The organism is Geobacillus sp. JS12 (assembly GCF_001592395.1).
In the GTDB taxonomy this organism is placed as follows: Bacteria; Bacillota; Bacilli; order Bacillales; family Anoxybacillaceae; genus Geobacillus; species Geobacillus zalihae.
On record NZ_CP014749.1, the window covers coordinates 2,868,245 to 2,880,843 of the forward strand.

8 protein-coding genes and 3 pseudogenes are annotated in these 12,599 nt (G+C 53.3%); 2 read left to right on the forward strand and 9 right to left on the reverse strand.

The window, feature by feature from the left end; translation table 11 throughout:
* Positions 1-19: 19 nt before the first annotated feature.
* Positions 20-1,663, forward strand: coding sequence for a hypothetical protein (locus tag A0V43_RS14030; protein ID WP_063193878.1), 1,644 nt, complete (start codon positions 20-22; stop codon positions 1,661-1,663).
* The gene (locus A0V43_RS14035; protein ID WP_063193393.1) at positions 1,660-4,422 is read left to right on the forward strand and encodes a DEAD/DEAH box helicase; all 2,763 of its coding nucleotides are present in this window, start codon (positions 1,660-1,662) and stop codon (positions 4,420-4,422) included. The genes A0V43_RS14030 and A0V43_RS14035 overlap by 4 nt, the downstream gene beginning before the upstream one ends.
* A 165-nt stretch (positions 4,423-4,587) precedes the next feature.
* Here the strand turns inward: A0V43_RS14035 and A0V43_RS14040 are convergent.
* The 9 genes and pseudogenes from A0V43_RS14040 to A0V43_RS14080 all read right to left on the reverse strand — a co-directional run.
* Positions 4,588-5,477, reverse strand: a pseudogene (locus tag A0V43_RS14040) (RNA-guided endonuclease TnpB family protein); the annotation flags it as partial.
* Positions 5,474-6,942, reverse strand: a pseudogene (locus A0V43_RS14045) (IS5-like element ISGka1 family transposase). The pseudogenes A0V43_RS14040 and A0V43_RS14045, both read right to left, overlap by 4 nt.
* Positions 6,943-7,015: 73 nt before the next feature.
* A pseudogene (locus A0V43_RS14050) lies at positions 7,016-7,297 on the reverse strand (RNA-guided endonuclease TnpB family protein); the annotation flags it as partial.
* Positions 7,298-7,651: 354 nt separating this feature from the next.
* Positions 7,652-8,215 (reverse strand): Uma2 family endonuclease, encoded by a 564-nt coding sequence (locus A0V43_RS14055; RefSeq protein WP_063193395.1) that lies wholly within the window; start codon positions 8,213-8,215, stop codon positions 7,652-7,654.
* 379 nt (positions 8,216-8,594) lie between these two features.
* Complete coding sequence (locus tag A0V43_RS14060; protein ID WP_063193879.1) at positions 8,595-9,566, reverse strand: MTP-1 family protein; 972 nt, start codon at positions 9,564-9,566, stop codon at positions 8,595-8,597.
* 272 nt (positions 9,567-9,838) lie between these two features.
* The gene (locus A0V43_RS14065) at positions 9,839-10,327 is read right to left on the reverse strand and encodes a macro domain-containing protein (protein WP_063193396.1); all 489 of its coding nucleotides are present in this window, start codon (positions 10,325-10,327) and stop codon (positions 9,839-9,841) included.
* The gene (locus A0V43_RS14070) at positions 10,324-10,704 is read right to left on the reverse strand and encodes a DUF488 domain-containing protein (RefSeq protein WP_063193397.1); all 381 of its coding nucleotides are present in this window, start codon (positions 10,702-10,704) and stop codon (positions 10,324-10,326) included. The genes A0V43_RS14065 and A0V43_RS14070 overlap by 4 nt, the downstream gene beginning before the upstream one ends.
* A gap of 6 nt (positions 10,705-10,710) precedes the next feature.
* Entirely contained in the window at positions 10,711-11,142 is a 432-nt protein-coding gene (locus A0V43_RS14075) for a hypothetical protein (protein WP_063193398.1), read from the reverse strand.
* Between the two features lie 2 nt (positions 11,143-11,144).
* Positions 11,145-12,458, reverse strand: coding sequence for an AAA family ATPase (locus A0V43_RS14080; protein WP_063193399.1), 1,314 nt, complete (start codon positions 12,456-12,458; stop codon positions 11,145-11,147).
* Positions 12,459-12,599 lie beyond the last annotated feature (141 nt).

Here is a 12,599-nt window from a genome sequence, read left to right on the forward strand (position 1 = left end):
TCGGAAAGGACGGACCGACATGTTGCAGACCACGATCTCCAAACCGCTTTTGCGGCAAGCGGCAGAAGAATTGGTGAAAGAATTGCCGTATCCCATTTTCCACACGCTCATTCAAAAAGGACGCGATTTGTCCAGATACGGGTTCGTCTATAACGTGATGGTCATCAACAGCCATGAAGTGGAAGGGGTCGTGTCTGACAAAACTCCTCATGACGTCATGGTTGATTTGTCCAACGTCACCCGCCGCCATCGCTGCCCGTGCGGGACGGAAGGGCTGTGTCCACACGTTTTGGCGCTGTTCTTTTATATATACGGCAACGTGTTCGACGTTGGCGAGCTGTTCCGCCTTTGGAAAAAAGGGCAAATCAGCCCGTTGCAGAAAGAATCCGCTGTCCATGAATCAAAAACACCTGCTCCAAAACGCGCGGGGAAAACGGCAGGCCTTTCGATCACAGCCAATGAAACGGTTGAAGATTGGCGGGGCCAGTTCGAGAAACAGTATGAAGACTTTTTCTCCCGCCATCAAAACGGCCAAAACTGGCCGTACCGTTTAGCCTTCCAGCTGCTCCCGAAACTTGGCAAAAACGAAGGGAAGCAAGCCGGCGCCCGTCCGCTGCGGGAGCTTCATGCCGCCCTCTTTTTGTTGGAAAAGCTTCGGCAGTACGGAGAGGCGCAAGGGTGGAATGACGTCGTATTCGCCTCTTACGGACAGTTTTCCTGGCAGCAGGACGTCAACTATGTCGCCGACCGCGCCTTTGACGCCTTGGAAAAATTGTCTACTCAATCGCTGCCGCGGTCGCTCAACGCGTTGATTGAACAGACGATTCCGTATGTTCGTGATGTATTGTTTTTGGACGGGGCGCTGTCATCATTCGGCTATGACTTTTACACAACCGCGTGGGAATCGCTGTTCACCAAGCCCACATGGCGGCAAGAGGAACGGGCCGAACTCCTTCGGCTCGCCAAAGACCGAGACGACATCCGCGCCGCTATGGCGGCGGCTCATCTTTCCTTTTTGCTTGGCGAAGACGACGAAGCGATGGCGCTTTACCGCGCGTTCCCCGATCAGGCAGGCTTGTTTTTGGTGGAATGGATCGGGCGATTCATTCAAAACGGCCTCTTGAAGCGGTTTGAAGCCGTTTGGGAAAAAGCAAAAGACGATTGGCCGCTTTATCTTTCGCATATACCCGCTCCCATCCGAAGCAGTTTTTTGGACGAAGCGGCGCACTGGTTTGAAATGTACGCCCGGCAACGAAACCGCTCGGACGCATGGGAAGATTTTTTGCAGCGAAGCCTTCCGTACAGCGTCAACGAGTACACCAACTTTTTGTATCGGCAAGGACGCTACCGGGAAGTCGTGGACCTATTCTTATGGGCGAACATCACCGCTGATGAGCTGCATCCGCAGCTGCTCAAAACATTGCAAGCGCGCGGGACGGATCTTGTCATGCCGTTATATCATCGGACCGTGATCAAGCTGCTCAACGAGAAAAACCGGTCAAGCTACCAAAAGGCGGTCCGCCACTTGAAAACGATGCGGGCTCATTACCGCTCGATGAAGCGGTTCGATCAATGGGAAGCGTATCTTGAACAGCTGCTCGCCAAAACGGCGCGCCTGCGCGCGTTTCATGAAGAATTAAAGAAAGGAAAACTGCTTCCATGAAGGCATTGGAGACGATTCAGATTTCCTGCAGATGGAATGAAGAGATTCGATGTTTCGAGCTCTCTGGTTCCACCCATCCCTCATCATGGGTTTCGCCTTTATTGGCTTGGCACGAAGAAACCTTTTACGGGACCATGATCGATATCGAAGACGACATCGTGCGGCTGTCGCCGTGGCAAGCGCTCACTCTGTTCGCGTTGCGTCCGCACTCGCGCTTTTCCGTCATCGAATGGGCGGATGAATTCACCGCCCGATTGGAAGAGTGGGCGAGACACATTTGGAATGGGTTGGGGGAACGCCGCTTCCTTCCAGACGCTTCCCTTTGGAAAAACACAGGCGGCTCATGGAGCGAAGCGGGTCGCACCCGTTGGCGCAGCACGGACGATGATCCCGATCCGTTCGTCGCCACATGGCGGTCGCTGGCGATTGCCGACTGGCTGTCGCGTGACCCGGAGCTTCGCGGCATTTGGGGCGAAATCGTTCGCGCTTATCCATTGATCGCCTCCCCCAGCGGCCAATGGACCGGAACGGAAGACGATTGGCTTGAACAAATCGGCTGGCTCGGCGACCGGCCGCCGTTTACGGTCGGGCTTCGCCTCGTCGAGCCGCCTGAGGACGGCGACGTATGGACGCTTGAAGCGGTGTTAATCGCCGTCGACGACAGTGTCATCACACCTGCGAGCGACATTCCGCACGCCTGGCGCCCATATGCATCATCGATCCAGCGCGCCATTCGCCGCATTTGCGCGATCGTGCCATGGCTGGGCAATGGAAGCGAGTCGCTGCTTCATGAACTGTCTGACGAACAAGCGTGGCGCTTTTTGTCCGAAGACAGCTTAAAGCTGACGGAAGCGGGTGTGCGCCTTTTGCTTCCCGACTGGTGGCACGACATCCGCCAGGCGCAGCTGTCGATCAAAGCGAAACTGTCGCCTTCCGTCAACGCGGAATCATTATTCGGCCTTGAGCGCCTCGCTGATTTCGATTGGCGCGTCGCGACCAACGGGATTGAGCTGACGGAAGAGGAGTTTGCCGCTTTGGCGGAACAAAAGCGGCGCCTCATTCGCCTGCGCGGCCAATGGCTCATCCTTGACCCCGCCCTTGTCCGCCGCGCCCAGGCGCTCATGGAAAAGGCGAAAAAAGAAGGCGTGCCGATCCACGATATCGTGGCGCAAACGCTGCTTTCAGAAGCAGAGGAGCGCGAAGAGGCAACGGACGAATCGATCCCGATTCACATTGACGTCCATGATCAGTTCCGGGCGTTCATCCGCCAGCTCCAGCAGCTTGATGGATTGCCGAAAGCAAATGTGCCGCCGTCTTTTCACGGCACGCTCCGCCCGTATCAGCAGCGTGGCGTCGACTGGCTCGTCTTTTTGCGCCGATTCGGCTTTGGCGCCTGCTTGGCCGATGACATGGGGCTAGGCAAAACGGTGCAGCTGCTTGCTTATTTGGCGCACGTCAAAGAAATCGAACGCCCGGACACGCCGGCGTTGCTCATCTGCCCGACAAGCGTGATCGGCAACTGGCAAAAAGAATGCGCCCGCTTCACCCCAGACTTGCGCGTCTACGTGCACCATGGACCGAACCGGGCGAAAAACGATGCGTTCGTGCAAACGGCAGGCGAGGCCGATGTCGTCATTACGTCTTACAACCTTGCTCATTTGGACCAAGACGATTTAAAACAGATGCACTGGCACGTCATTTGCTTGGATGAAGCGCAAAACATAAAAAACGCGCAAACAAAACAAGCGCGCGCCATCCGCCGCTTGAGCGGAAAACATAAAATCGCCTTATCCGGCACGCCGGTTGAAAACCGTCTCGGCGAACTTTGGAGCATCTTCCACTTCCTCAACCCGGGCTACCTCGGCAGTGCGGCCGAGTTTGAACGCCGATTTGCCGGACCGATCGAAAAAGAAGGCGATGCCCGCAAAAAAGCGGCGCTGCAAACACTCATCCGCCCATTTCTCTTGCGGCGGACGAAAACGGATGAAGCGGTTGCGCTCAACTTGCCGGATAAGCTTGAACAAAAAGAATATTGCCCGCTCACAGCCGAACAGGCTGCCTTGTACGAGCAGCTCGTCAACGACACACTCGAACGGGCAAAGGAAGCCAGTCCGTTTGCGCGGCGCGGCTTGATTTTGCAAATGCTAAACGGTGTGAAGCAAATTTGCGACCATCCGGCGCTGTATTTGAAAGAACGCCGCCCCCGCCAGCTCGTTGAACGGTCGCACAAGCTCGAAAAGCTCATCGAACTGATCGAGCAAATTCGCGCCAACGACGAATCATGCCTCATCTTCACGCAATACGTGCGAATGGGCGAGATGATCCAAGAGCTGCTTTCCGACTTGTTTGATGAGCCAGTGTTGTTTTTGCACGGTGGCGTCCCGAAACAAACGCGCGATCGAATGGTCGAGGAGTTTCAAGCACGAAAAGCGCCGATTTTCCTTTTGTCGCTCAAAGCGGGCGGCACCGGCCTCAACTTGACGGCCGCCAACCATGTCATCCATTTTGACCGTTGGTGGAACCCGGCTGTGGAAAACCAAGCGACCGACCGCGCCTACCGCATCGGACAGACGAAATTCGTCCACGTCCATAAATTGATCACCATCGGGACAATCGAGGAAAAAATCGACGAGATGCTCGAACAAAAACAAGCGCTCGCCGACATCATCACCGAAGGCGAGGCGTGGATCACCGAACTGTCCGATGACGAACTGCGCGACTTGCTCGCCTTATCGGCCGCCGCGAAAGGAGGCGCTTGAGCATGGCGGAAGAAAAACGAAAGCGCAAGAAAAAAACGACGGAAAACCCGTGGGAAAAGCTGCTGAAGCGGATGGAAGAAAAGTTGAAAGAGCGGGAAAAGCGGCAAAGGCAACCTTGACACTCCACACGGCTAAAGCCGTGGGATTCTTGGGTCGTTCGCGTCCTCATCCATTTTTGGTTCGGACAACGCCCAAATTCAGGGGTGTGTCATCACCCCGTCCCATCGGGTTAGAGTGTACCCCGATGGGCGGCGCACCTGTGACCAGTGCGCTAGGTTCGACGGCAAAGCCCGAAATCGCTTTGGCGATGTTGATGGCGCCATTCAAGTCGGCGTGGAGAGTGTATCCACACCTTTGGCATCGGAAGCGGATGCCGTTTCGGTTCGCTTTCTCTCGATGACCACATTTACACGTTTGGCTCGTGTAGGTTGGATTCACCCACTCCACCCGAATGCCCGCCATTTCCGCTTTATAGGCGATCATCGTTTGCAATTGATGGAACGCCCAAGCTGAAGGCTTCGCCCCGCTTCTTTGGCCGATTTTGCCCGTTTCCGAATCCCCGTCAACGCTTCCATCCGAATCACGCCAACACCGTTGGCGAGGGAAAAATTTACGATTTGACGGCTGATTTTGTGATTTTGATCCTTCATCCAGCGGGACTCTTTACGGCCGATTTTGCGAATCATATGAAGCTTCTTGGCTTGGCCCAGCCTTCGCCGCAAAGCCGCATATCGTCGACGTACAAAGGCGCATTGGTTCCCTTTGAAAAACAGTGATTTCGTTCCTACGCTGGCCACGGCGATATAGCGAAGCCCAAGGTCAACCCCCATCACCTTTGTTTCGTGTCGCGGTTCCACTTCAAATGTGACCGCAACAGCCAAGTACCATTTCGTTCTCTTTTTATAGAGCTTGGCGGCCCCTTGTTTGGCGGTTCCATCGAGCAGCCGATTCAGCCACGCTTCTTGATAGGAACGCGTGACCACTGGCACGCCGATTCGCTTCTCCAGTGTGGGGAAGGAAACCGTGTAGAACGATCCTTTCTTCTCCACCTTTAGAAGGCCGGTGAATTAATGGGGCATAGACTTCCCACATGTCGAATTTTGGAGGCCATTCTCCCCGCCGTTTGGCGCCAAAGGATGGGAAGACGAGCAGGACTTCCTGCTCCCAATTCCGGTTTTGCGCACGCCAAAGAGCCGGTCCCCCTCGTTTTTTTCGAAACCGGCACAATCGCTTCAGATTTTGCACGACGGCGGTCAACAGCGCCTGTTCTTCCATGGCGCAAAGACCCCGGCTTCGGGCCCGGTCCAGCCCATGACATTCCTTCCCTTCGGCGAACACATGCTCACAACGCGTGCGAAGGGCTTGAATCGATCGATAACCGCCCTGTTGCTGAATGAGCCTCGCTTGATTGCGAATCTGAACGTCTCGGACTTTCGCCTGGCGCTTTGCTTCCTGAGCGGGATCCTTCGCCCGGCGCTTCCAGGTTGGAATCTCCTCCATCTCCTTGCGGCGCAACGGCACGAGCGGTGTGATGCCTTGAACGAAGAGCGCTTCCAGATACTCGGTGGTGCCATACGCTTTGTCCGCAGACAAGGTCCGAATCGTAATCGACGGGTGGCGAAACTGAATCGAAGCCAGCTGCTCCAAACTCGTCTCCCGTTCCGCCGTTCCAGTGGCGAGGCTGGCCCGTCTGGATAAAATCACGCGCGACTGGACATCGATGACATCGTGCACCAGATACCGTGGATACGCTTCCTGGCCTTTTCCTTTCTTGTACAACCGGGCATCCGGATCCGTCACGCTTCGATGGGTCCGGTTGGAAAACGTGGCTCCACGGAAGTTTCCCCGTTCTTCGGCATGGACGCGTTCCCCTGATTTTGGAGACGGAGAGGGTGGGTCGTCATCCGGATCCCGGGCCTCGGTCTGTTCATCTTCCCGGGCAGTGCGGGCCAGATAGTCTTCCAACGTCTCCACCGGAGCGAGCTTGACCTCCCGCAAGCTGTGGATCGAGGCATTCGCCCGCACTTGGGTGCCATCGGCCGCCGCATGGACATCCGGCGAGACCAACCCCGCCGCGATGCATTGATCCACCACATAGGTCATCAGCCGGTCAAAGATTCCATGTTGGCGCCAGCGTTTCCGTGTTTTGACGAGCGTCGTTCGATCCGGCAGTGTGGGGTGATGAGGATCCGGATGGAGCACGGATTCAAAGTCGAGACCGCAAAACCACAAGTATCCGGCATGCATGGGGAGGATCTCATACAACTCCCGCTCAGAGTGGTCGAACAAATACGAGAGCAGCATTAGGCGAAGCAGCCGTTCCGGATCCGCCGCCGGGCGACCCGTTTTTTCCGTGTACAGGGGAGCCACCCAATCGTGAATGACGGAAAAGTCAACCGCTTCGTTGATTTGGCGCAAGATATGATGTGGAGGAACCAGTTCTTCCATGTCGATGACTTGAAACAGCCGAGGCTGAGTCGAAGGGTTTTTGGGGGCTTTCATGATCCGCTCACGCTCCATTCCAACGATTTTTCTTCCTTTTTCGACATAAGCTCCCTAAATCCCTGCCTTAGAGTGTACTTTTTCACCGGCCTTTTAGGTTTTGATTGTTAAAGCAACACCAGAATGTTCGGAACTTCTTTGTTTTCTGGTTTTTCTTTTGGGACTTCACCTCTCGAATCGTCTGATTCACGACGGCGGAAGGAAACCGCTGCGACGAAAACTCTTTAAACAGTTTGCTCGTCGCTTGATTCAGCTTGGGATGATTCAACAACCAATTCGCAAACGCGGTATTCACTTCTGTCATCCGTTCGTACATGTCTTGTTTGGCTTTCGTCGGCTTGTGCAGTTCCAGCTTTAGTGTGATCGTGGGCATGGATTCACCTCCTTGCAGCAATGACAGGATGCCATTTCCATATGAAGAAAACGGCTCACTTTCATCCCACGCCTAAAGAGCGTAGGCTTTCTCGTTCGCGAATCTGTAAAGGGACATCACGCAGGCGATGAACATCCTGTTGGACACAGAAAAAACTTCATCAACAAGTGTTGCTCTTTGTCCAGCCATGAAAAGGATCATCCAGGCACGTGTGTTCATCGAAACATCTCATGGGCAACGTTTTGCCCTTCACCCGGGCATGAACATGAATCATCAAGGCACGCGCATTTTCACGGAAACAGCGTGGGATTGTTCCCACGCTGTTCGCTTTCAAGCCATCCTCTCAGCATCTTGTCAACGAAACAATTCGGCCATGTCGATTGCAAGCCCCGGAAAATACACGGAGCGAACCGTTCCCGTTTTCACTTGAACATCCGCCTGCTCATACAGCCGTTCCTCATTGAGCACATACACCGTCACAGCCTGCTTCATCGGATTGACGATCCAATATTCATGGACACCGCATGCCATGTACAAATTGAACTTGGTGACAAGATCATGCGCCTGGTTCGACGGACTTAAAATCTCGACGATCAGCGGCGGCACTCCGATATACTTCGTTCCATCCAACCGTTCTTCGCCGCAAATGACCGTCAAGTCGGGAACGACCACATGTCGTTCCCCTGTTTGCTCATCAACAAGCTCCACATCAAGCGGCGCCGCCAACACATCGCACGGCTTTCCTCGAAAAAACAAACTGAACTGAAAATGAAGCCGGCTCGAGATGAGCTGATGCCGCACGCTTGACGACGGGGTCATATACACGGCCCGATCAATATACTCTAAACGATCATCGCTTTGTTCACGCAGGACCCAATAGCGCTCATACGACACGCCAGAAGCAAGCGGCAAAGACAACGAAGGCCCCTCCCCATTCCTTTTTTTCTCAGTATACTGGATGGCTTCGAAAGGGGCAATGGGAGGCGAAAAGGTCTTCCCTAAGAATCCGTCCAATGGATTGAAGTCAGCGAATATGAATGCAAAATCTTCCGTTTTATACATTATGAACATTTTTTGGATCCATATCCGCCAAAATGGTTTCGTCCGACCGACTCCTAGGAGAACAACGCGGCTCCGACTGCCGCTGGCTATTATGGTCTATCGCGCAAACAAGTCACGTTTATGTCAAACCGAAGCCCTTCGCACAAGGCAAGAAACATGGCCGGCCAAATGTGAAAAAGGACCGGCCGCCAACCTTCCCCATTCATAGAGAAGGTTTGTCGCACCGATCCTTTCCCTAAACGGAAGCATACATCCGATCAAGCTCTTGCGCTTCGTATTTCACAAACGGGTCGATGAGCGAAATTTTTTGCGCCTCGGCGTCGCTCACGCCGGCGTACAGCTCAGCCGTGCCGTCGCCTTTGCGGATGAGTCCGCCGCTGAAAACGACGTTCGCCAAATCCGGCCGTTTCGCCGGCCCGTCTAAAAAGTGGGAGCGAAGCGCAAGCAATTCCAACTCCGAACGCTCCATCGTCTCCGGGTTCAACACGAACACCATCGGGTAGTAATGGCGGTTGCCGTGCTCGTCAAAGCAAGCGATATGGCCGAGCGCCCCAACAAGCCCGTTCGCCAGCAAATGCGCCTCGTTCACGCCGCCCCATTCTTCATCCGTAAATTGGGCGTCCAAAATCGGCGCGGCCTCGATCACGTCCGGCGTCAACTCATCGAGCGAGAAAATGCGGGTGAACCCGATTTTCCCGCGGCCGCCTTTTTCCCCTTGCGGCCGGGTGAACACGCCGATCGACCCATCTTTCAGCTCGACAAGGCGAATGTCTTTCATCCCATCCGGCCCTTCGGCGAACTTTTCTAAGCGGCGAATGTTCGGTCCGCGGTAAAAGACCGTCCGCCAGCTATGCTCGCCAACAAACACCGGATGCGGAAACGTCTCCACGCCGCCGAACACCAACTGACCGTGAATGCGCGCCACAAACGGATCCTGCAAGGCGAACACCGGCGCCCCTTCACGAGGAACCCAAACGCCGTCGCGCTCGACGAAAAAGTACACTTCCGACTGCTCGCTGTCGCGCGCCTCGACGCGCCCAGCGATCACCCATTCTCCTTCATCCACAAACGGTGCGGAAATATTATAAACGTCCCGGCCCCCGACACCCGCAAAGCGGAGCTTTTCCGGCTCAAACGGCTGTGGGGCTAGGCGGAATTCATCGACTAATACTTGACATGTCTTTAATGTTGGCGATTGAAACAACATCATCATCCCTCCGGATGGCGCCCAAAACGCTTGCATAAGCGTTTTGGCCGTTTTTCCTGGTCGCGGTTCGAACAGGAAACCCCACTCCCTTTTACACCGGCTTCGTCATTCGGACACCAACGATGATGCCACCCCCGTCGCCGGATCAGGAAGTCAATGAAACTCATTCATTCGTGTGTTCCTATTATAATATGATATGAGAAAGAAGGAAACACGTTATTCGTTGCCAAAAAAAGAAGGGCCAAGACGAAGTCAAGGCCCTTTTTCTCCCTTTATTGGCGCTGTTGGACAAAACGGATGAATGCTTGATCAATGTCCACGACCACAAACTCCACATCCTCGACCGGGCCCAACACCTCCACAAACAACTGCGCCACGTTTTCTTTGTCAAGCCTTCCGACGCCTGTCCCCAACGCCGGCAACGCCACCTTCTTGATTCCGTGCTCCCGACAGTGCGCGACAAGCCGCTCGAGACACGCCCGGACGATGTCATACGACGTCGCCCCTGCAGGTTGCTTCATCGTCACTAAGTGAATCACCCCGCGAAACGGCAACGAGCCTGCCCCTGTCACGTACAAATCGCCGGGCTTAGGGTCTTGCGCTTGACAGACGCGGATCGCTTCCTCTTCAATCACGCGCCCTCCTGCCCGACGGATCGCCGCTGCCACCCCACCGCCCATCGGTCCGATGCCGTTGGCGGCATTGCAAATGTACTCGACCCCTTCAACCTTCGTCAAATCGCCGACGATCGCACGAATCATCCAAACCCCTCCTTAGCGATGTTGCGCAAAAACTCCCTAAGAACGATGGCATGGTTATGCTGCTCGTCTTTGGCGGCATAAAGCAACGTCACCGTCCCGGAAAGCGAAAGCAGCTCGCCGACAAGCGCCTGCTTCGTCTCGTCCGTCACCAGTTCCCATTCATATTTTCTCGCAAACTCGGCAAACCGCTCTGGCCGATGGCCAAACCATTTCCGCAATTCAGGGCTTGGCGCGATATCCTTCATCCAGCGGTCGATACGCGCCCCGGCCTTTGACCCCCCGCGCGGCCAAAGGCGGTCAACGAGAATGCGGATGCCGTCATCCCGTTCTGCTGGAATATAGATTCGCTTTGTTTGGAACACAGGTCCGTTCCTCACGTTCCTTTACACCTCTACCTCGTCCCAGTTCACTTTCACCGCTAACGAACCGCCCGTTCTCCGCAACATTTTTTCCAGCTTGATCCTATCGGTCGATTTTACATCAGGCGTTCTCACACGCGTCATGATAATTCGTCCTTCAAACCGGTATCCAGACAACTTCTTGCCTAATTGTTCAACCGTCCGCATGATTTGCCGCACCGCTTCCACGAGATTAGACCCTTTTAATTCGATGAAAAATGCCCGCTCCCCTTCGATCACCAAAAATAAAAAGTCGCATTTTACCCCCTCTTGAATCAAACAACCGTCTACACGGTATAAAGCCACCCTCTTTTCCCCTTCGTTGACAAAACGAATCTCTCTCCCTTTTTCCTTAACAACCGCTAATTTTCGACGGTCGCAATATTGCAAACAACTTTCCCAACCTACAACCGCCATGTTTATTCCCCCTCTTCCTCCGCCTCCATAAGCTCATCCAGAACACGGTTGATGGCAGACGATGCTTCATCGATGGCTTCCGCTTGTATTAACTGCAATTCATGATCGATAATGCTTCGATAGCAGAATCTCCCTCCTTCATTCTTCAGAATATAGGCCTTTACCCTTTGCGGAGAAAGCCGCAACTTTCGGTCTATAATCGGATTGGCACGCCCATCCAATTTCCTTCCGATTTTGGCAGCGTACAAATAAATATTAAAAGCAGACAAAATGTACGGGCTATGAGTCGTGATCACGAGTGTACTATTCGTTACGTTGAGCAGCAACGCAAATAAGGCCACCATTTCTTGTTGGGCGTTGGGGTACAAGTGCGCCTCCGGTTCTTCAATCACCATAAACACTCGTTGCCGTTCCAAAATGACGGTGAAAATGAGCAATAAAATCCAAACCACTTCCTGCTGTCCAGAAGAGGAAAACTTCAGTTTTGTATACTCTCTTTCATTAAAAAAAATCCGCTCTCCATAATCAGAGAACATGTATTTTCCTTTCATCACGCCTTCGATCATCTTGATGGCCAGTCGAATGGCTTCAAAGTCAATTTTTTCTGTCGAGAATTTTTTGCGATCTTCGATGATTTCCTCAAATGAATGGGAAAACATCTTCTTCAGCAAATTGATTCGCTCGATAAACTGCTCTGTCAACACATCGAGCTGTTGCGGATTAATGTCCTGAAGCTGATCCGACAAGGTCGCCACTAGACTTCTGCCCGCAGGGATAAAAATAGGTGTTTTGGAATCACCGAATACTTCAGCGATGGAGGCTTTGACCGTTTCCAATATATTTTGCTGCCGCACTTTCCAGGAGGAGACATTCCAAAAATCATCTAACTGTTGTTGTTCGTATTGCATCTCCTTTTTCAACTTCACAACATGCAAAAAATTTTCCTGGATCTCCCGTTTGAGCGGATCGCTGAAATGGATTTGCACATAACCGTCCTTTAAATCTAGGCGAACAAACTTTTGAACATCATACTCATAACGAATATGGAACGGTTTCATATGTTTGGTTGTGCCAAAGTATCCGACAAATTTTCTTCGCAAACGTTTATTGAACTCGAAAAATGGGTTGTGTTCTTCCGTTTGACGCACTGAAAGCAAATAGTTGACCCATTCGTCAGGAATGGATTGAAAGAAAAAAATCAATTTGCTGATCGTACTTTTTCCGCTCGCTTGAGGACCAATCAAAACGGTCACATCCGCGATCTCCTCATCAAACAGCTCCACAGGGCCAAACTGTTCAATCCGTATGCGCGCCACATCCTACCCTCCCTCTAGAAATGTTGATGTATCAAGGCTTTTCGGCCCCTCAGGGGTGTCCAAAAAATATTTTTCGACAAAATCCCTTACATCCTTTTTCAGTTTTGTGGATATCTTACAGACCTAGGGTGCGCTTCGCGG

Coding starts and splice junctions, on each gene's coding strand:
- A0V43_RS14030 (WP_063193878.1), top strand. CDS start 20: ATGTTGCAGACCACGATCTCCAAACCGCTTTTGCGGCAAGCGGCAGAA.
- A0V43_RS14035 (WP_063193393.1), top strand. CDS start 1,660: ATGAAGGCATTGGAGACGATTCAGATTTCCTGCAGATGGAATGAAGAG.
- A0V43_RS14060 (WP_063193879.1), bottom strand. CDS start 9,566: ATGTTGTTTCAATCGCCAACATTAAAGACATGTCAAGTATTAGTCGAT.
- A0V43_RS14065 (WP_063193396.1), bottom strand. CDS start 10,327: ATGATTCGTGCGATCGTCGGCGATTTGACGAAGGTTGAAGGGGTCGAG.
- A0V43_RS14075 (WP_063193398.1), bottom strand. CDS start 11,142: ATGGCGGTTGTAGGTTGGGAAAGTTGTTTGCAATATTGCGACCGTCGA.